The sequence below is a fragment of the Labrys methylaminiphilus subsp. lupini genome, from assembly GCF_051161885.1.
Taxonomy (GTDB): domain Bacteria; phylum Pseudomonadota; class Alphaproteobacteria; order Rhizobiales; family Labraceae; genus Labrys.
The window spans coordinates 3,379,893-3,398,369 of record NZ_JBMDIH010000001.1 but is presented as its reverse complement, the minus strand read 5'-3'; the positions used below and the strand labels follow the sequence as shown (position 1 = coordinate 3,398,369).

Genomic DNA, 18,477 nt, shown 5'->3' with positions numbered 1-18,477 from the left:
AACGGCTTCGCGGCCCGAGTCTAAGAAGAGGGAACTTTTCTAGGCGCGAGGTCTCAATCGAACACATTCGCGACGGAGCCGGTCAAATCGATTCCGTCCTTGAGCAGGCGCAGGCGATAGGCCGCGATCGAATAGACCCCGATCAGCCACGCATACATCAGGGGTAAAATCAGCAGCATCATGATCAAAGCCGCGATGCCGCCGCCGGGACCGAATATGCGAGCCAGGACATTCACGACCACGAGATAAGCGAGCCAGATCACCCAGGTGAGGAGCATCATGCCGAAAAGAGGCCAGCGGTATCCGGCGCTGAGATAGCGGCTGCGGCGGAGCGCGCGGATTGGCCCCACATCCTCGTTGATGCAGATGACGAAGGAAAGAAGGTAGGGAAAGACCAGGAAGAGACCAAGAATGCCGATGATCAACGCAGCGACGATGAGGAAGCCGGGCGGAGCGCCAATGCCAAGGAACACAAGGCTGATCAAAGCGGCGATGAGGTAGAACGCGATGTAGGCAAGAATATAGATCAGCAATAAACCGAAGACGGGCAGGAATCTCCTGGCGCCGGCCAGGCAGGCTGCCATGAAAGGTTTGGCGGGATCGGCGTAACGATCATGAAGCAAGCGGATCATCGCGCAATAGAAGGCGAGCGACAGGAAGCCCGCCGCCAGGAGCAGCAGGTAGAATAAGGCGATGTTCCTTTGGATCGCCAATTGGGCCGCCAACCGGTCACCGCTCAATGCCGCCCAGAAAAACGAGCCGAGCAAGCCGAAGAAAATGGCGAACACCGCGAGCTGGAGCAGGAACACCCAGCCATAATTCCTCAGGCTGACGCTGAAGGCATCGGCGATGATCTGTCCGATGCCTAGAGGCTTGCTTCCTGGCTGGTCGGATGACGGCGAGACGACGGACATGAGAGTTCCTTTGCTCATGATCAATTCCGGAGCGCACTCGCACCAGCCTATACGAGCAAGGCGCCAACACAATTCAATAGAAGTGAGTATGCATTTCGGCAGGCTGGGGGCCCTGACGCAAGCTATCCTAGTGGCTCCGATGGAGAAACAGAGTCCCGTACGTTACATCCAGGTGTCGTGGACAAGGAGTATTCGACTACACCCCCATATCAACCAAGCGGGGGCACGGCTCGCTAAGACGTAGGGTTATTCTCGCGAGAATGACAATGTTCTGTGCTCTGATCTGGCAGAAGACGCACGTCAGGAGCGTCATTGTCCGAGATCATTGGAGCGATTCCGTAAGGACAGTTACCGAAGAAATTCCCAACATTCTTGGAAGGTAATTTCGGCGGATGAGCCTATTGCCAAAACAAGGGCAGCTGTTCCATAGCCCTATCCACTCATTTCCAATCAAGGGTCACGTGAAAACCATGCTTCGCAAATCGCCGTTGTGGCTGTCCATCGGGCTGTGCCTGCTTCTAGCGGCTTGCTTCAGCAAGGAGCCAGAGCAGCGCAAGGCCTATATGGAGTTTTTGCAGGCCCGCTTGGTCGATAACAAGGATGAGACGACATTTCCGGTCATGACACCCCGCCAGGAAGAAGCCTTCGGCCCTTACGCGGACAGCTTCAAGGTCATGCAGGCGTTCTTCGATGGCATGAACCAGCGCACGGGCGTGGGTCGCAACGGCAACAAGGCCATGCGCATGCCCGGCGCACCGGAGTTGATCGCCGATCCGACTTTGCTCGACAAGTTCAGTGAAAGCTTCCTGCGACGGGTCAAGGAAACCAAGATTTTGGTCGACACGGCGGATACGGCCAGGGCCCGGTTGCAGTTGCCGGATGAATTGAAGGCCGTCTACGACAAGGCCTATGATCGTACTGTGTCCAAGCGCGGTCGCGACTGGGCAAATCTGGAGCCGCAATGGACGGGGGTGACCGACCAGATGAAGAAGCTCGTCACCTTCGTGCGGCAGAACCAGAGCAAGATCCAGGTACAAGGCAACGGTCTGCTCACCGACGATCCGGCGATCCTGGCGCAGATGCAGGGCATCCTGAAGGATCTCTATGCCAGGCAGGACGCATTGAACAAAGCATTCGACGCCCTCTGAGCAAAACGCCTCGAGTGTGGACGTCCATTTGCTCTAAGCCCTTGTTTCGCTGTGCTTTTGCGATTCTCGGTGAATCTACCAAATCGCAAAACGCTTAGGTGCGGGTCTGGATTGACCTTTGCAGCCCGATCCGCCACAAGGTCCGGCAATCTCTCCCGCACCATCCGGACACCGCAGCATGGCCGCCGAAGCAAAGTTGAAGAAAGCCGTCGAGCATCATCGCGAAGGCCGGCTCGATGCCGCCGAGGCCGGCTATCGCGAGATCCTGGCCAGTCGCGCTGGGGATTTCAACGCCCTGAACCTGCTTGGCACGCTCTTGCTGCAGCGCGGCGTGCATGACGAGGCCGAGAAGGTGCTCCGCCGGGCGGTCGAGATCAATCCCGGCAGCGCCGACGCACAGATGCGGCTGGGCCTCGCCAATCGTGGCCTCGGCAATGCCTCGCGTGCGGAATATTGCTTCCGTTCGTCCTTGAAGCTCGATCCCAAGGCGGCCGACACCCATTATAATTACGGCAATCTGCTTGCCTCGCTCGAGCGAGGCGACGAGGCGCTGCAGGCCTATCTTGCCTGCCTGAAGCTCGAACCGAACCATGCCGAAGCCCATATCGGCCTTGGCGATCTCCTCTTGCACAATGAACGGGCCGAGCCGGCCGCTGCCCATTACCAGCAGGCCGTGGCCTTGAGGCCCTCCTCGCCGGAGGCCCTTGTCGGCCTTGGCCGTTCGGCACGCGCCCTCGGCAAGAGCGAGGAAGCCCGGAAGATCTTCGAGAGGCTGGTCGAGCTCGACCCCGAGCATGTGGAGGCCAGGCAGACCCTGTCCGAGCTGGGATAACCAGCCTTCCTTACCCTCCTCGGGAGAAGAGGGTAAGGATGCTTCTTTCACTCAGCAGAACTAAGCGCCTGGGCTGCCTTGAATTCGCGCCGGCGCGCATGAAGCAGCGGCTCGGTATAGCCCGACGGCTGCGAGCGGCCCTCGAAGACCAGATCGCATGCCGCACGGAATGCCACCCCGTCGAAAGCGGGAGCCATCGCACGGTAGTGGGGATCGCCGGCGTTCTGGCGATCCACGACCTCCGCCATGCGACGCATGATCTGCCTGACCTCGTCCTCATCGACGATGCCGTGGTGAAGCCAGTTGGCGACATGCTGCGCCGAGATGCGGCAGGTCGCGCGATCCTCCATCAGCCCGACATCGTTGATATCTGGCACCTTCGAACACCCGATGCCCTGATCGATCCAACGCACGACATAGCCGAGGATGCCCTGCGCATTGTTCTCGACCTCACGGCGGATCTGCTCGGGCAGCCACTTCTGGTAGCTTGCGACCGGAATTTCGAGGATCGTCTCGACATAGGCGCGCCTGCCGCCTTTCGCCAGCGCGGCCTGCACCGCGAAGACGTTGATCTTGTGGTAATGCAGGGCATGGAGCGTTGCCGCCGTCGGGCTCGGTACCCAGGCGCAATTGGCGCCGGCCTTGGGGTGCTCGATCTTGGCTTCCAGCATGGCCGCCATCCGGTCCGGCATCGCCCACATGCCCTTGCCGATCTGGGCCTTGCCCGAAAAGCCGCATTGCAGGCCGATGTCGACGTTCTGGTTTTCGTAGGCGACGATCCAGTCCTTGCGCTTGATGAAGTCCTTGCGGCTGAACGGGCCGGCCTCCATCGAGGTATGGATCTCGTCCCCGGTGCGATCGAGGAAACCGGTATTGATGAAGACGATGCGATGCTTCGCCGCTCGGATGCACTCCATCAGGTTGACGCTGGTGCGCCGTTCTTCGTCCATCACCCCCAGCTTGACCGTATGCTTGGGCAGGCCCAGCACCGCTTCGACATGGGCGAAGACCTCGTCGGCGAAGGCGACCTCGTCGGGCCCGTGCATCTTGGGCTTGACGACATAGACCGAGCCGGCGACCGAATTGCGCAGGCCCTCGGACTTTTTCAGGTCATGCATTGCGATCAGCGTGGTCACCATCGCATCCATCAGGCCCTCGAAGACTTCTCCGCCATCCTGGTCGAGGATGGCTGGATTGGTCATGAGATGGCCGACATTGCGCACCAGCATCAGCGCCCGACCCTTGATCGTGACTTCGCCGCCATTGGGTGCCGTGAAGGTCAGGTCGGGGTTGAGCTTGCGCGTCATCTCGGCACCGTCCTTGCGGAAGGTCTCCGTCAGGTTGCCCCGCATCAGCCCCAGCCAGTTGCGATAAGCGACCACCTTGTCCTCGGCATCGACGCAGGCAACCGAATCCTCGCAATCCATGATCGCCGAGATGGCGCTTTCCAGCCGGATGTCGGCAAGACCGGCCTGATCGCGACTACCGATCGAGTGGGCCCGGTTGAAGATCAGTTGGACGTGCAATCCGTTGTTGCGAAGCAGCACGGCGTCGGGCGCGCGTGGATGGCCGCGATAGCCGATGAATTTCTCCGGCTCGACCAGTGGCATGTCGTCGACAAGAAGCGCGCCGTTGTGGACATGATAGCGCCGGGCATCCGCATGGCTCGTGCCCTCGAGTGGGAAGGCCTCGTCGAGAAAAACCCGTGCCTTTGCCACGACGCGGGCGCCGCGGCCCCGGTTATAGCTGCCGGCCGGCGGTGGGCCGCCCCCTGCGTCGGTACCGTAGAGGCTGTCATAGAGGCTGCCCCAGCGCGCATTGGCGGCGTTCAGCGCGAATCGCGCATTGGTGATCGGCACCACGAGCTGGGGACCTGCGACCGTGGCGATCTCGGGATCCACGTTCTCGGTCGCGATGGTGAAGTTGTCGCCCTCCGGCAGCAGATAGCCAATCTCGGTGAGGAAAGCCTTGTAGGCATTGCGGTCATGCGGCTGGCCGTGGCGCGCGAGATGCCAGGCGTCGATCTGAGCCTGCAGTTCATCGCGCCGCTGCAAAAGCGCCTTGTTGCGCGGTCCGAAGTCACGGACCAGCGCTGAGAACCCATCCCAGAAGGCCTGCGCCTCCAAACCGGTGCCGGGCAGGGCCTCCTGCTCCAGAAAGGATGCAAGCTCGGGCGCGACAAGCAAATCGCCGCGCGCCACGCGAGTGGCCGAGTGTCCGGCTTCAGCCGTATCGTTCATGGTGCTCCCTTATCAGTCAGCAATTGTCATGATCATGGCGGGTTCCGTGTGGATACGCCAAACATCCACGGTTGGGTATCGAATTTCCATCTGACGGAAACCTTGCGACGGCCTCGCCCTCCTCGAGCAATGTCCATTTTCAGCCAAACTGCCGCTTGGCTTTAACGCCGTGTTTTACCCTAGCCTTGGAGCCGGCTCTTTCCAGAACCTGTTTGAACGGTTCAGTTGTGGGTCAAAACATCCCGAAAACTCGTTCGCATGATCGATTTCGAATTGCTTAGAGGTTGTATTCGCACGTCGTTCTTCATTGATGTCGCCTCTCTAGAGAAACCGATTTGGGCGAGGCCTCTCGTGCAGTGACACCATCGCGTTCAGCTCCCCACAGGTACTCTCGCGCGGCGTGCGATGCTCTCCTTGAAGGACGTAAGAAAGGCTCAAGGCCCTGCGTTCAACGTATTCGATGATGGAGAAGGGATCGTCGTTTGCCGCACTTCCTATACAGGCAAGATTTTCGCATGACGGCGGCTCTTTGTGGCGCCTTTTCGAAATATATTGCTTCCACTGCAGCCCGGGATTCGCGGAAATGAGCCGGTCACCGAAATAGAGTGACAGGTCCAGAATGACATTGAGCCCGGCCCATCGGCCGATCCAGGGCACAGCGTGTTCATGCCAGACGCGAGAAAAGTTTCTCCCCGAGTTCCTAGAGGAAAGGACGTAATGGCCTCCATAGGGAACGAGGTAGCCACCATTGCGATCAAACCAAGCGGCGACGTCAGCCAAGCTTTCCTGCGTAGGGGCCAGCGTCAGCCCTTGCTTCGCCATAAGAGCTTTCAAATAACTGATACGCTCGTTTTTTGAAGCCATCAGCGCATCGAAGTTCACCCTCCCTTCGGCGGTACTGAGATAGGCGGCATGCGTTTGGATCGGGATTGGTGGGGCATAGGCGGGATAGTCGGCCAATTGGTGCTGTATTCTGCGAAAACGCCAATGCTTGAAGGGGGACAACGGTCGTTCGAAGAAACCCTGCGCAGCCGTAGGGATCGGTGGTTCAGTTTTCTCGGATGCGGCTTCGTCCTCTGTACCCGCATAAATGATGGGCTCGAATTCTGCCTCAAGTTCTTCGCTGAAGAGAAGTTCCGTCAGCGTGACCTCGCCTTTCTGTCCCAGCGCCGCCATGCCGGTCTCATTCGCGGGATCGATATAGCGAGCATCAAAAGTGAGGTCGGGGAAAGCTTTGGTGTAAATTTCGTAGACCGGAAAAGGCGGCCCATCGGTACTGCAGAAGCCAAGCGTGAGCCGACCTTTTTTCTTGTGCATCACCAGTGTGTCTTCGACCTCCGGCGTGCCCCAATTGGCGCGGGCCCAAGCGACTCCTGCCGACCGGGGCATTGGCACCGCCTTTTCGAGACTTAGTTCAATCTTCTTATCCGAGGCCTCACAGAACCGTTGGACAAAGGCATCAATCTCGACCTGCTTTCCCGCAATGGTAATGAGATTGTAGACAAAATTGGACATGGCGGATGCACGTATATCTTGGGTGTGGATGGCTACCGAATTGGCGCCTCCATCCCGATTAGAGTATTCCTTTTGCATCTGAATTTTGCAACGGATTCTGTGTGAAGCTCACCAGTTGGCTCGTCTCGGCACAGTTTTTGTCTTCTCCACACAGCCTCCTCGTCGAACAACGGAGACGGCCGCATAGGCATGAAAGCCTGCCTTATGGCGTGGGCATTCGTTTGATGCACGACGCGCCGAGCAGCAGGGCGATGAAGAGACCGATGGCGGCAACCCACATCGCCGTGCTCATGCCGGAGAGGGAGCTGCCGCCGGCGCCGATCACGCCGAACACCGCCACGCCGACCGCTCCTCCGGTTTGACGCAGGGCATTGAGAACGCCGGAGGCAATACCAGCCCGGGTCTTCTCGACCGTGGCGAGCAGGGCGCCGATCATGGCGGGCACGGCGAGCGCCATGCCGCAGCCGATGAGCAGCAGCGGCCACCAGATATGACCGTAGCCGGCATCACCTCGCAGCTGCAGCGCGAGGACGACGAAACCGAAAGTGTCGATCGCGAGGCCGAGCACGATGGGCAACCGATTGCCCCAACGCACGGCAACGCGTCCCGACAGGATATTGGTGATCGCGATGAGACCGGTCATCGGCAGGAAGGCGAGGCCTGCGTTCAGTGGCGACATGCCGAGACCATCCTGGAAATACAGGCTGAGCAGGAAGATGGTGCCGTAGAAGCTGACATTGAGCAGGGTACCGACCAGGGCTGCGGCCGTGAAGATCGGGTTGCGGAACAGGCTGAGCGGCATCATGGGTTCCGCCGTACGGGATTCAACGGCCAGGAATAGTGCGCCCGCCAGGAGGAAGACGGCAACAGCGCCGAGAATGACAGGGTGACTCCAGCCCAGGGGCTCTCCCTCGATGATCGCCGCCGTCAGCGCCACCACGGTGATGATGCCGAGAACCTGGCCCGGCAAATCGATGGCGCGAGCATGGCGCTCGCGCGTCTCCTCGGTAAAGCGATACGCCATCCAAAGGGCGAGCAGGCCGACGGGCAGGTTGATCAGGAAGATGCTGCGCCAGCCGAACAGGGCGATCAACAGTCCGCCGAGGACGGGGCCGGCCACCATGGCAAGACCGCCGACGGAGCCCCAGACGCCGATGGCCTTGGCGCGCTCGGAGGGGTCGCGATAGGCATGAACAACCAGGGCCAGCGAAGGAGGCATCAACAGGGCGGCGCCGATGCCCTGCAGCACGCGAGCGGCGATGAGAGTGGTGCCGCTCGGTGCGAGGCCGCAGGCGAGCGAGGCAAGCGTGAACAGCGCGAGACCGAGAAGATAGAGGCGCTTGGCACCGAACCGGTCTCCGAGCGCGCCGCCGGTGAGCAGGAGCCCGGCAAAGGCGAGCGTATAGCCGTTCACCACCCATTGCAGCCCGGCGACGCCGCCCGCCATCAGGCCGCGCATCTGGTCGAGGCCGACATTGACGATGCTGACGTCGAGCTGCACCAGCGCGACCCCGAGGCTGAGAGCGGTCAGCCGAGCCGCTGGGCGGATCGGCCTGCCGAGTCCGGAACCGGTCGACCCGGCTGCCGAGGCCCAAACCGGCTCGCTTCCTGCTGCGCATGGTTCCGATACAGCCGGCTGCAGGCTTGTCATGATGAAATCTCTTCTTGAAAATTTATCGCATCTGCGATGTCATTTAAGTATGATATTATTCATACCTGGAAGTGCACCCATTGGCAATCAGCCAACGCGGGACGACTTCTTCGGATGGGGCTTGGATCGCAACGGAGGCGGCAATACCTGACCAGGACGATCCTCCAAGCCGCGAGGAGATCACTCTCGGCCCTGTATTGGCAGCCCTTGCCGATCCGCATCGGCGACGCGTGGTGGCGACGCTCGTCCTTGCCCCCGATGGCACGGAGATCGGCTGCTCGTCCTTTGGCTTGCCGGTGACCAAGGCGACCCGTACCTATCATTTCCGCATGCTGCGCGAGGCTGGCCTGATCGGCATGGTCGACTATGGCAATTGCCGTAAGACCTATCTGCGCCGGGCGGATATCGAGGCGAAATTTCCCGGCCTTCTAGCCTGGCTCGTTGCCGAGGTCGAGGCCACACCGAGTTGAGAGTGGGCTTTCGAGAGCTGCGCAGAGATTTGGAATTCAGTATACCGCATGGGAGATCTCCGAGAGCGAAATGCTTTTGAGATGCTCGAATCTAGCAGCGCGGAGACTGGGATGCTTCGGTGATGGCCGAAACGTGGCTGTCGTGAGAGCGGAAGCAAACAGCCTTCAGGGCGACGCCTTCGCTGTCGGACAGCCCGGCAGGTCGAACAGGGCGGCGAGGCCGCAGGACGACGTCAGCATCTTGTCGCCACTATGGCCCACACCCTGCACCAGCCACAGGCTGTGACGGGGCGTACCGCCGTCGCGTTGGCGCATCGTCGAGACATAGGCCTCGCCGCGGGCCAGGCGATAAGGACCCTGGGCTTCGGCCATGCAGGTCTTGTCGAGCGCGGGATGATTGGGATCGGTATCCTCCGTGCCGAGCAGATAGATCACGCGCCGGGCGATATAGGTCTTCTCCAGCATATCCGGCGAGGGGGAGGCGAGATAGGCCGGGCGGGCCTGCATGCCGTATTTCCAGTCGTCGAAGCCCGGGCAGGAAGCGGCGACATCAGGCGCTGGCCGTTCAGACGAGAAATAGGCGTAGGAAGAGGGATTGGCGACGACATAGCGCACGCCGATGCCCATCGCGACTAGGGTGCTTTCGCCCTTGCCGGCAATGGCGTAGCGCTGCACCACCTGCCCACCGCCGGAATGGCCGGCGACCACCACTTCCCGCAAATGCGGGAACAGCCGACGGTCGGCGAGGCGGGCCAGGATGGCGTCGAGGGCTGCAAACGAACTGACCGGCCTGGGGCCGAGGGCATCCTCGCCACCCTGCCAGCTCGTCAGCGTCCAGCGCAGGATATCGGGCGGCAGGTCGAAGGCTTTCACATCCGTCTTGGCGAGAAATTGCGGCGCGATCATCAAGGCTGTCTGCCCTGCCGGCCCGGCGGCAGCCTGGGCCTTGAGGGCGGAGCGGAAATAGACATCCGCATCGCGCAGCCTCCCATGCAGCACCAGGACGGCGCGATCGATCTGCGGCAACGGCTTGGACCAGTCCGCCGAGACATAGAGCGGCAGTTCGCCGCCGCCGGGAACGGCAATGCGCCCGTCGGCGATGACCTTGACCGGCTTTTCGTTGGGAGACCGCTCGTCCTGAGCGAAGGCGCTGGCAGTCAAGGCAAGGAGCATGGCGAGGAACAGGCTGCCGAGCTTCGTCATCGAGTTCTCCATCCTTGTCCTGGGATCGCAGGCTTCCAGCCTGCTCTTGGAAACATCGCGCATGCAGGCAAGGCAAGAGCAGGCTGGAAGCCTGCGATCCCAGGAATTACAGCCCCTTCGGTTTCGGTCCTCCGGTCGCCCAATCCAGGAGTTCCACCGTATGCACGATCGGCGTCGTGGTCCCCAGCGCCAACTGCGTCATGCAGCCGATATTGCCGGCGGCGATGATCTGTGGCCTGGTGGCGGCGATATTACCGAGCTTGCGTTCGCGCAGGCGCTCGGAAATCTCGGGCTGCAACATGTTGTAGGTGCCGGCCGAGCCGCAGCACAGATGGGCCTCCGCCGCCTCCTTCACCTGGAAACCGGCGCGCTTGAGTAAGGTCTTGGGCGCGGTCTTGATCTGCTGGCCGTGTTGCAGCGAGCAAGCCGCATGGTAGGTGACGCTTTGGCCGGTCTCGACCGTCACCGGCAGGGGCGGCAGCGTCTCCAGATATTCGCTGATGTCCTTGGCGATGGAGGAAACCGCGGCCGCCTTCTGCGCATAGGCGGGGTCGCCGCGCAGCATGAAGCCGTAATCCTTGATGGTGGTGCCGCATCCCGACGTAGTGATCAGGATGGCGTCGAGTCCTTTGGCCATTTCCGCCGTCCAGGCGTCGATATTGGCCTTGGCGTAGGCGAGGGCGTCCTTTTCCTTGCCCATGTGGTGGACGAGCGCGCCGCAGCAGCCTTCGCCCTTGGGCAGCACCACCTCGATACCATGCCGGTTGAGCAGACGGATCGCGGCCTCGTTGATGCCGGGGGCGAGCTCGGCCTGGGCGCAGCCGGTGAGGAGCGCGACGCGGCCTTTCCTGGCGGTCTTCGGCGCGAAACTGCCGGGGCGTGTGGCAGAGGAGGCTGATGGCAGGGACGTCGGTGCGAGAGCCAGCATGGCGGCCAGCCGCTTGCCCTGGGGAAGCCTCGCCGCAAGGCCCGCAAAGGGACGGCCGAGCCGCGCCAGCGCCATACTCCAGCGAAAGGCCCGGCGGTTGGGCAGGACCTTGGCCATCAGCGTGCGCAAGAGGGCTTCGCTGGCCGGGCGGCGATAGGTCTTGTCGATATGGGCGCGGGCGTGGTCGACCAAATGCATGTAATTGACGCCCGAGGGGCAGGTCGTCATGCAGGACAGGCAGGACAGGCAGCGGTCGACATGTTTGACCACCTCGGCCGTGGCCGGCTTGCCGCCTTCCAGCATGTCCTTGATCAGGTAGATGCGCCCGCGCGGAGAATCGAGCTCGTCGCCGAGCAGCACATAGGTTGGGCAGGTAGCGGTGCAGAAGCCGCAATGCACGCAGGTGCGCAGGATCTGCTCGGATTCCTTCATATGCGGATCGGCGAGTTGGGCGAGCGAGAAATTCGTCTGCACGGTCAGCCTCCCAGGCGCCCGGTATTGAGGATGTTGGCGGGGTCGAAGGCCTGCTTCACCCTGGCGCTCAGGGCGGCGAGCGGGCCCTCCTGAGCGCCGAAATGGAAGGCCTCGGCCCGGAAGTCGGCGCTGGCCTTGATCAGCATGGCATGGCCGCCCTCGGCCTTGGTTGCCGAGACGATCGCCTTGGAAAATTCCGTCGTTTCGGGGGCCAGCAGCCAGATCAGGCCGCCGCCCCAATCGTAGAACAGCTTGATCTCGCCGAGCCAGCGCAGCGAGGCCCCGAGGGCGGCAGCCTTGGAAGGGGCCACCGAGAGGCGCCAGATCATGCCGTCCTGCTGCGCCAGCGGCGCGACATCGGCGATATCGAACCAGAAACTGCAGCAATCGTCACGGTCGCGCACGGCATGGTCGCCGAAGCGCGTGAGCAGGCGGCCAAGCTGGTCCCGGCGATAGGCGACGGAACTTTCGAAATTCTCCAGCCGGAGCGCGGTCAGAGCCGTGCCGGCATAGAGGTCGGCCGGGACATGGGCGGCGGCCGAGACCTCGAAGGGGCTGCCGAGGCCCGAGGACATCAGTTCGATGGCCTGGTTGTCGTCAAGACCTTGCCAGACCAGGCTGGTGCTGGCCTCCGGCTTGGGCAGGACCTTGAAGATCACCTCGGAAAGGATGCCCAGCGTGCCCCAGGATCCCGCCATCAGCTTGGTCAGGTCGTAGCCGGTGACGTTCTTCATCACCCGTCCGCCACTCTTGACCGTCTCGCCCTTGCCGTTGACGAAGCGGACGCCGATCAGGCTGTCGCGACAGGCACCCGTGACGATCCGGCGCGGACCGGAGAGATTGGCGCCGACCAGGCCGCCGATCGTCGGCTCGGTCGGGGCGGTGCCGAGCAGGCGGCGCCAGTCGCCCGGCTCGAAGGGCAGCATCTGGCCGCGGGCGTCGAGGGTTGCGGTGAGCTCGGCCAGGGAGGTGCCGGCCCGGGCGCCGATCACCATCTCGGTCGGTTCATAGAGCGTGATGCCGGTGATGCCGCGTGTTTCCAGGATGGCGGAGGCATCCACAGGCCTGCCGATGCCGGCCTTCGAGCCGCCGCCGGTCACGGCGAGTGGAATTTTGTTCCGGAAGGCCTCGGTGACGATGCCGGCCAGCTCAGCTTCGCTGGTAGGGGAGAACGCCGTCATGCCGCCCAGCCTCCCGGCTTCATGTCGAGCGGGAAGACCTTGGCCGGGTTGAGCAGCCATTTGGGATCGAAGGCGAGCTTGAGGTCGCGTTGCTGGTCGAGATCGACCTGATCGAACTGCTCGCGCATCAGGTCGCGCTTCTCGATGCCGACGCCGTGTTCGCCGGTCAGGCAGCCGCCGGCTTCCACGCATAGGCGCAAGATGTCGAAGCCACAGGCCTCGGCCTTTTCGCGCTGGTCGGCGTCGTTGACATTGTAGAGTACGAGGGGATGCAGATTGCCGTCGCCGGCATGAAAGACGTTGGCGACGCGCAGCCCATGGGCTGCGGTGATCTCATCGATGCGCTTGAGCACCATCGGCAGTTGGCCGGTCGGGATGGTGCCATCCATGCAGATATAGTCGGCGATGCGGCCGGTGGCACCGAAAGCCGATTTCCGTCCCTTCCAGATCGCCGCGCTTTCGGCCTCCGACTTCGAGATCTTGATGGTGGTGGCTCCGTGCTGGCGCGCCATGGTCGAGATCAGGTCGAGCAGCCGGTCGATCTCGGCGTCCGAACCTTCGACCTCGATGATCAGCATGGCGCCGGCATCGCGGGGGTAGCCGGCATGGGCAAAGTCCTCGGTGATCTCGATGGCGAGCCTGTCCATATATTCGATGGCGACGGGAATGATGCCAGAGGCGATGATGGCGGCGACGCAGCGCCCCGCCTCCTCGGGTGCGGCAAAGCCCACCAGCATGGGCCGGGCGCCCTCGGCCATCGGCAGGATGCGCACCACCGCCTCGGTGACGATGCCGAACTGGCCTTCTGAGCCGATGACGATGCCGAGCAGGTCATAGCCGTCGGCATCCATGGCGTCGCCGCCGATGTCGAGAATCTCGCCTGCCATCGTCACCAGGCGTACGCCGAGGATGTTGTTGGTGGTGACGCCATATTTCAGGCAATGGGCGCCGCCGGAATTCATGGCGATGTTGCCGGCGATGGTGCAGGCGAGCTGGCTGGAAGGGTCGGGCGCGTAGAAGAAGCCCTCGTGCGCCACGGCGCCGGAAATGCCGAGATTGGTGATGCCGGCCTGCACGCGCGCAAGCCTGTCCGGCAAACGCAGTTCCAGCACCTTGCTCATCTTGGAGAGGCCGACGACCACGGCGTCCGCCTGGGGCAGGGCACCGCCGGCGAGCGAGGTACCGGCGCCGCGCGGGATGACGGGAACGCCCTCTTGGTTGAGGAATTTCAGGATCGCCGCGACTTCCTCGGTGGTCTCGGGCAGCACCACGGCGAGCGGTACGGCCCGATAGGCGGTGAAGGCGTCGGTCTCATAGGCGCGGCGCTCGTCCTCGCTGATGATCAGGTTCGCCGCGGGCACCAGCTTGGCCAGGCCCTCGATGACAGCCTGCCGCCGCGCCAGGATGGCGGGGTCGGGAGGCGGCATTGGAATGCCGGTGGTCGATGGCGTGCCTTCAGGCATGGTTGGTTTCCTCCAGCGATGCCGAATCCGGCATCGCGCCGATGTGTCAGGCCCTACCAGGGGCCATTTTTACGGCCTCAAGGTAGTAACCATGCATGCTTTATTGAATTTTTGCCGCCATTATCGCGCGAGCCGCATGAAATTTCGATAGACAATGGCCGCGTTGGCCTCGAAGCCCTCGGCATGGGCAGCGATGTCGGCCTGCAGGCGCTCCATGGCGCCTTCGCCATTGGTGCGCTCGAGCGCGGTCCTGTATTCGGGCACGCAGCCCCATTGCTGCACGGCGGCGTTTTCGGCCTCGACATGATACTGCATGCCCCAGGCCCGTGGCGCGGCACGAATGGCCTGAACCGGGCAAAGGGGCGAAGAGGCCAGCACCGCGGCGCCCTCGGGCGGCTGGGCGACGCGCACCGAATGCCATTGCAGGGCGCGGAAGCGCGGCGCGAAGCCTTCGAACAACAGGTCGGCCTGGCCGGCTTCCGTTACATCCACATCGAAGACGCCGACCTCGGGCGGTGTCTGCGGCCCGCAGGTCCCGCCAAGCGCGTCGGCGAGAAGCTGATGGCCGAGGCAGATGCCGAGATAGGGCTTGCCGAGCTCGCGCACCCAGCGGCGAATGACACGCTTCTCCTCGACCAGCCAGGGAAACTGGTCGACGTCCCACACATCCATGGCACCCCCCATGACCCAGAGCGCATCATAGGGATCGAGCGCGGGGATGGTGCCGCCTTCGTCGAGTTCGACGGCATCCCATTCGATGCCGTCGCGGGCGAAGAAGGAGCGGAAAATGCCGGGATGCTCGGAGGCAAGATGCTGGAGGACGAGGATGCGCATGGCGGGATGAAAGCCGTCAATAATCGAATGGTCAGACCATCCGACAAGCAATCATCGCTTCGTGCAAGCCCTATTGTCGCTCCGAAACCCTCATCCGGCCGGCAAAGGCCCCGAAACAGGCGCGGTGCGTCGCCGCAGGCCGAGCCAGAGGACACCGCCGACCAGAAAGGCGAAGCCGCCGAAGGTTGCCAGGCTTGGCGGATGCGCGGGCACCTCGCTCCAGCGCGGCGATACGACGTCGGCAGTGTTGAACGCCTCGCCGCTGAAACGGCAAAGCACCAGTGCGGCATTGTTCCTGACCATGTCGAGCCCGACCTTGTCGACGAGGGCGCGCACGTCAGCGCGGTCTCCGCGGGTCTGCCTGAGTTCGAGCAGCAGGGCCTGGGTGCCGGCGAGATAGGCATGGCTGCATTCGTTGAAGGGGCTTTCCTCGTCCTTCAGGCTGCCGGGTACCAGGCCACGGAAACAGAAGAAATACTGCCAGTCGACGAAGGCGCGTAGCCGGCGCGCGGTCTCGTCGAGGCCGGTCTGGCGGTCGGCGACGGCGAGAATCGCCGGCATATTGTCGGCGATGACAGCCATCTGGCCATGGGTGAGATTGGGGATGGGAATGCCTGCCCCCGTACCATCGCCATCGGACGTCTGGCGATGGGCGAAGGCGGAGGTCGCCAGCAGGGCAAGCAGCAGGGCTCCGATGAGGCGGCCGGCGAGGCTGAGCACTCCGCTTGTTGTATTCCTGCCCGGCATCCGGCCCTGCCTTCGACTGCCTCTGCCCCCGAGGGCAGCTCTCCGGCAAGGCAAACCGTGATACGGCGTGCCTGTCAAGTCGGCTCGATCATGCCGAAGAGACTGACGAGGACGAGTACGCCGGATCCGAGCAGCAATTCCGCGACGGTGAGACAGCTCAGCAGCCGCAGCGACCTCGTCCGCGCCAGGCGGATTCGGGGAACAAGGAAGTAACGGTTGATCAGGGCGATCGCGATCATGACACCGACGAGGCCGATCTTGGCGGCGAGTAGGGCCTGGTAGGGGGAGGACCAATCCGTCGGTGCGCGGCCGAGAACGAGGGTGGTATTGGCGATGCCGGTGACGACCACGAGCGACACCGCGACATGGCCGGCGGTCGAAAAACGGCGAAGCGCCTGGGTGGCGGGAGGGGCAGGAAAGGCATCCCCGAGCATGATCAGGCAAGGGAGGAGAGGGATGAGGGCACCGAGCCAGGCGCCTGCCGCGAGCAGATGCAGCATGTGGTTGCCCCTCTGCAGCAGGCCAGGCCAGCCGCTCAGCATGGCGGAGTGACCGGTCAAGGCCAGGCTGGCGAGAAGCAGGCCCGAGCAGAGGGCAAGTGCGGGCAACCGGCGCGGCCCAAGCAGAAACACGGCTGGCAGACACGCGGCAAAGACGAGGCGCCATTGCCAGGCTCGACCGAAGCTGCTGTCGGTCAGCACCGAGGTGATCAGGGCTGGATCGAGCGTGTCGGCCCAACCGTCACCGATCTCGCCGGTTTTCAGCAGGAGCCAAGCCAGGATGGTCGCGGCGGCAAGGCCTGCCGCCACGACCAGTATAATTCTCAACCGCTCCCCGAGCCGTTCGGCCAGTTCCTTCGGCGCCAGTATGGCGAGGAAGGCGCTGGTGCCGAACAGGGCCATCGCTGCGGCATAATGCAGGAAGCGGCAGGCCTGGAGAGCGGCTTCGAGATCCATCAGGGCTTCACGTCGAAGGAATAGCTGCCCTTGACCTTATGGCCATCCTTGGAAAGGACATGCCATTGCACCGTATATTTGCCCGGCGCGAGCTTGGCTGTAACGGGCACGGAGAGGCTGGCCTCGTCATCGCCGAAATGGGTGGGATCGCCGGTGGCGACGGCTTTCTGATCCGGACCGGTCAGGCTGACACCCGAGAATTTGAGATCGACGCCTTCGCTGAAATGCAGTTCCAATGCGGCGGGCGCAGCCGCGACCACGGCATTGTCGGCCGGTGCCGCGGATTTCAGATGGGCGTGGGCCAGAGCCGAGCCGGCTGCCGTCAGGCTGAGGGCGGCGGTGAGCGAAAGAAGCGAGAGATTGCGCATGAGAGACATGATGTGAACTTTCATGGTTAGTCCGCCATCATCGGCGGGGCAGGATGGAAGCGATAGCGAGGCGGTGAAGGCAGACCCCGCCGCCTCGAAGCTGCGAATGGCGCCGTTCAGGCAAAGGCGCGGCGCAAAGGCGGCACGGTGCGGATGACCAGGAGATCGAGCGCCACCATCACGGCGATGGCGAGCCCCGTGATGGGAAAGGCGAGGCCGACGGCGTTGGCCACGATCCACAGGCCGCGATAGACGCGGGGATCGCTGGGATAGGGCGGCACGCCGAGCCTGCCGCTCGGGCGGCGCTTCCACCACATCATCACGCCGGAGACGCTGGCGAGGATGATGGCAAGGCAGGTCGCCAGCATCACCAGCTGGTTGGCGAGGCCCCATTGCTGGCCCTGATGCACGTTGATGCCGAATTCGATCGCCTTGGCGACGCCGCCGAAATCCGCGAATTTGAGATCGACGATCGGTTTGCCCGAATATTGGTCGATATGGATGGTGCGCTCCTTGGCCAATTCGTCCGGGAAGATCGCCGCGGTGTAGACGCCGTTTTCTTCGGTCGGCAGCGCCGTCTCGAAGCCGGGTGCGATGCCCAAACCGCGCGCGACGGCAACCGCGCGGTCGAGCCCGATCGCGCGGGTGTAGGGCTGGGCAGATTGCGGCACCGGCGAATTCTCCACCGTCCAGCCGGCCTTGCTGACGACGTCCTGTAGCGGCACGGTGGACGTCGGCGTCTCGTCCCAGAGCTGGGTAGGGTAGCCCAGCCCCGCCTGGGTCGCGAAGCCATTGAGCTGCTTGCCCCAGAACCCGGCCCAGGGCAGGCCGCTTGCCGCCAGGAAGAAGATCACCAGTCCGGCGAAGGCGCCGGTGACGGCGTGGAGGTCACGCCACCACACCCGGCGTGCCGGCGTGCCCCGAAGGCTCACCACGCCGCCGCTCTGGCCGCGGGGCCACCACAGATAGATCCCCGTCGTCACCAGGATGAGGGCAAAGCCGCCGACAGCCTCGATCAGCCGGTTGGTGAAGGTGCCGAACAGTTCCAGGCTGTGGATCTTCTTGATCAGCCACATCGGCTCACGGTCGGCGCGCACGGTATCGAGCACCGCGCCGCTATAGGGATCAAGGTAGACATAATGTTTGCCGCCGTCGTCCTTGTAGGTGACCTTGGCCGAGGAAGTTGCGTCCGCGGGTTCGGTATAGGCGGTGGCGGCGGCCTCGGGCTTGCCTTCGAGGGCCTTGTCGACCAGCTCTTCCGGCGACAAGGCCGGCGTACCGGGATTGGCGACGATGGTGCGGTAGGCAAAGAGCGTGTGGTTGATCTCGTCCTTGAACAGATAGAGCGAGCCGGTGACGGCCAGCAGGATCATGAAGGGGACGCAAAGCAGGCCGGCATAGAAATGCCAGCGCCAGATGGCGCGCTGTAGCGACAGGCGCGAAGGCGGAGCGACCGCGAGGGCGTCCGCGCCATGGGAGACGGTCATGGTTGTGTCCTGAGTTGCCCTTCGCCCGCGCATAGCCAAGGGGCTGCGTACGGCGTCAGGCCGAAA

Annotated in this window: 16 protein-coding genes; 3 read left to right on the top strand and 13 right to left on the bottom strand. The window is 63.1% G+C overall.

The genetic code is table 11. The annotated features are described in order from the left end of the window. Window positions 1-53: 53 nt before the first annotated feature. On the bottom strand, window positions 54-932 hold the full coding sequence (locus tag ACN6KF_RS16035; RefSeq protein ID WP_434957794.1) for a DUF975 family protein: 879 nt from the start codon (window positions 930-932) through the stop codon (window positions 54-56). Window positions 933-1,306: 374 nt separating this feature from the next. Here ACN6KF_RS16035 and ACN6KF_RS16030 point away from each other — a divergent pair, with 374 nt between their 5' ends. Together ACN6KF_RS16030 and ACN6KF_RS16025 are read left to right on the top strand one after the other, a co-directional pair. Further along, entirely contained in the window at window positions 1,307-2,062 is a 756-nt protein-coding gene (locus ACN6KF_RS16030) for a DUF3053 family protein (protein ID WP_434957793.1), read from the top strand. A 178-nt stretch (window positions 2,063-2,240) separates the two neighbouring features. Beyond that, on the top strand, window positions 2,241-2,894 hold the full coding sequence (locus ACN6KF_RS16025) for a tetratricopeptide repeat protein (protein WP_434957792.1): 654 nt from the start codon (window positions 2,241-2,243) through the stop codon (window positions 2,892-2,894). Window positions 2,895-2,941: 47 nt separating this feature from the next. Here the strand turns inward: ACN6KF_RS16025 and ACN6KF_RS16020 are convergent, their stop codons facing one another. The 3 genes from ACN6KF_RS16020 to ACN6KF_RS16010 form a co-directional block, all read right to left on the bottom strand. Beyond that, window positions 2,942-5,134 carry a malate synthase G gene (locus ACN6KF_RS16020; protein ID WP_434957791.1) on the bottom strand — a complete coding sequence of 731 codons (2,193 nt, stop codon included), beginning with the start codon at window positions 5,132-5,134 and terminating at the stop codon, window positions 2,942-2,944. A 321-nt stretch (window positions 5,135-5,455) separates the two neighbouring features. Then, complete coding sequence (locus ACN6KF_RS16015; RefSeq protein ID WP_434957790.1) at window positions 5,456-6,649, bottom strand: hypothetical protein; 1,194 nt, start codon at window positions 6,647-6,649, stop codon at window positions 5,456-5,458. Between the two features lie 202 nt (window positions 6,650-6,851). Further along, complete coding sequence (locus ACN6KF_RS16010) at window positions 6,852-8,300, bottom strand: MFS transporter (RefSeq protein WP_434957789.1); 1,449 nt, start codon at window positions 8,298-8,300, stop codon at window positions 6,852-6,854. A gap of 80 nt (window positions 8,301-8,380) precedes the next feature. Here ACN6KF_RS16010 and ACN6KF_RS16005 point away from each other — a divergent pair, with 80 nt between their 5' ends. After that, on the top strand, window positions 8,381-8,770 hold the full coding sequence (locus ACN6KF_RS16005; RefSeq protein WP_434957788.1) for an ArsR/SmtB family transcription factor: 390 nt from the start codon (window positions 8,381-8,383) through the stop codon (window positions 8,768-8,770). Window positions 8,771-8,935: 165 nt separating this feature from the next. On the opposite strand, the gene ACN6KF_RS16000 is transcribed toward ACN6KF_RS16005, so the two are convergent. The 9 genes from ACN6KF_RS16000 to ACN6KF_RS15960 all read right to left on the bottom strand — a co-directional run bounded on the left by ACN6KF_RS16000 (window position 8,936) and on the right by ACN6KF_RS15960 (window position 18,411). Further along, the gene (locus tag ACN6KF_RS16000; RefSeq protein ID WP_434957787.1) at window positions 8,936-9,973 is read right to left on the bottom strand and encodes an alpha/beta hydrolase; all 1,038 of its coding nucleotides are present in this window, start codon (window positions 9,971-9,973) and stop codon (window positions 8,936-8,938) included. Window positions 9,974-10,079: 106 nt separating this feature from the next. Then, entirely contained in the window at window positions 10,080-11,375 is a 1,296-nt protein-coding gene (glcF, locus tag ACN6KF_RS15995) for a glycolate oxidase subunit GlcF (protein WP_434957786.1), read from the bottom strand. A gap of 2 nt (window positions 11,376-11,377) precedes the next feature. Beyond that, window positions 11,378-12,556, bottom strand: a complete 1,179-nt coding sequence (glcE, locus tag ACN6KF_RS15990; protein WP_434957785.1) for a glycolate oxidase subunit GlcE — start codon at window positions 12,554-12,556, stop codon at window positions 11,378-11,380. After that, the gene (locus ACN6KF_RS15985) at window positions 12,553-14,019 is read right to left on the bottom strand and encodes an FAD-linked oxidase C-terminal domain-containing protein (RefSeq protein ID WP_434957784.1); all 1,467 of its coding nucleotides are present in this window, start codon (window positions 14,017-14,019) and stop codon (window positions 12,553-12,555) included. The genes glcE and ACN6KF_RS15985 overlap by 4 nt, the downstream gene beginning before the upstream one ends. Window positions 14,020-14,139: 120 nt before the next feature. Further along, a complete protein-coding gene (locus ACN6KF_RS15980) occupies window positions 14,140-14,853 on the bottom strand; it encodes a type 1 glutamine amidotransferase (RefSeq protein WP_434957783.1) in 714 nt (237 codons plus the stop codon). A gap of 90 nt (window positions 14,854-14,943) precedes the next feature. Beyond that, window positions 14,944-15,573: a hypothetical protein gene (locus ACN6KF_RS15975; RefSeq protein ID WP_434957782.1), complete on the bottom strand. Its 630-nt coding sequence runs from the start codon at window positions 15,571-15,573 to the stop codon at window positions 14,944-14,946. A 101-nt stretch (window positions 15,574-15,674) separates the two neighbouring features. Then, the gene (gene copD / locus ACN6KF_RS15970; protein WP_434957781.1) at window positions 15,675-16,556 is read right to left on the bottom strand and encodes a copper homeostasis membrane protein CopD; all 882 of its coding nucleotides are present in this window, start codon (window positions 16,554-16,556) and stop codon (window positions 15,675-15,677) included. Further along, the gene (gene copC, locus ACN6KF_RS15965; RefSeq protein WP_434957780.1) at window positions 16,556-16,948 is read right to left on the bottom strand and encodes a copper homeostasis periplasmic binding protein CopC; all 393 of its coding nucleotides are present in this window, start codon (window positions 16,946-16,948) and stop codon (window positions 16,556-16,558) included. The genes copD and copC overlap by 1 nt, the downstream gene beginning before the upstream one ends. Window positions 16,949-17,040: 92 nt before the next feature. Continuing rightward, window positions 17,041-18,411, bottom strand: a complete 1,371-nt coding sequence (locus ACN6KF_RS15960) for a PepSY-associated TM helix domain-containing protein (RefSeq protein WP_434957779.1) — start codon at window positions 18,409-18,411, stop codon at window positions 17,041-17,043. Window positions 18,412-18,477 lie beyond the last annotated feature (66 nt).

Coding starts and splice junctions, on each gene's coding strand:
- ACN6KF_RS15960 (WP_434957779.1), bottom strand. CDS start 18,411: ATGACCGTCTCCCATGGCGCGGACGCCCTCGCGGTCGCTCCGCCTTCG.
- glcE (WP_434957785.1), bottom strand. CDS start 12,556: ATGACGGCGTTCTCCCCTACCAGCGAAGCTGAGCTGGCCGGCATCGTC.
- ACN6KF_RS16000 (WP_434957787.1), bottom strand. CDS start 9,973: ATGACGAAGCTCGGCAGCCTGTTCCTCGCCATGCTCCTTGCCTTGACT.
- ACN6KF_RS16035 (WP_434957794.1), bottom strand. CDS start 932: ATGAGCAAAGGAACTCTCATGTCCGTCGTCTCGCCGTCATCCGACCAG.
- ACN6KF_RS16015 (WP_434957790.1), bottom strand. CDS start 6,649: ATGTCCAATTTTGTCTACAATCTCATTACCATTGCGGGAAAGCAGGTC.
- copD (WP_434957781.1), bottom strand. CDS start 16,556: ATGGATCTCGAAGCCGCTCTCCAGGCCTGCCGCTTCCTGCATTATGCC.
- ACN6KF_RS16020 (WP_434957791.1), bottom strand. CDS start 5,134: ATGAACGATACGGCTGAAGCCGGACACTCGGCCACTCGCGTGGCGCGC.
- ACN6KF_RS15985 (WP_434957784.1), bottom strand. CDS start 14,019: ATGCCTGAAGGCACGCCATCGACCACCGGCATTCCAATGCCGCCTCCC.
- ACN6KF_RS16030 (WP_434957793.1), top strand. CDS start 1,307: ATGAGCCTATTGCCAAAACAAGGGCAGCTGTTCCATAGCCCTATCCAC.
- ACN6KF_RS15980 (WP_434957783.1), bottom strand. CDS start 14,853: ATGCGCATCCTCGTCCTCCAGCATCTTGCCTCCGAGCATCCCGGCATT.
- ACN6KF_RS16025 (WP_434957792.1), top strand. CDS start 2,241: ATGGCCGCCGAAGCAAAGTTGAAGAAAGCCGTCGAGCATCATCGCGAA.
- copC (WP_434957780.1), bottom strand. CDS start 16,948: ATGAAAGTTCACATCATGTCTCTCATGCGCAATCTCTCGCTTCTTTCG.
- ACN6KF_RS16010 (WP_434957789.1), bottom strand. CDS start 8,300: ATGACAAGCCTGCAGCCGGCTGTATCGGAACCATGCGCAGCAGGAAGC.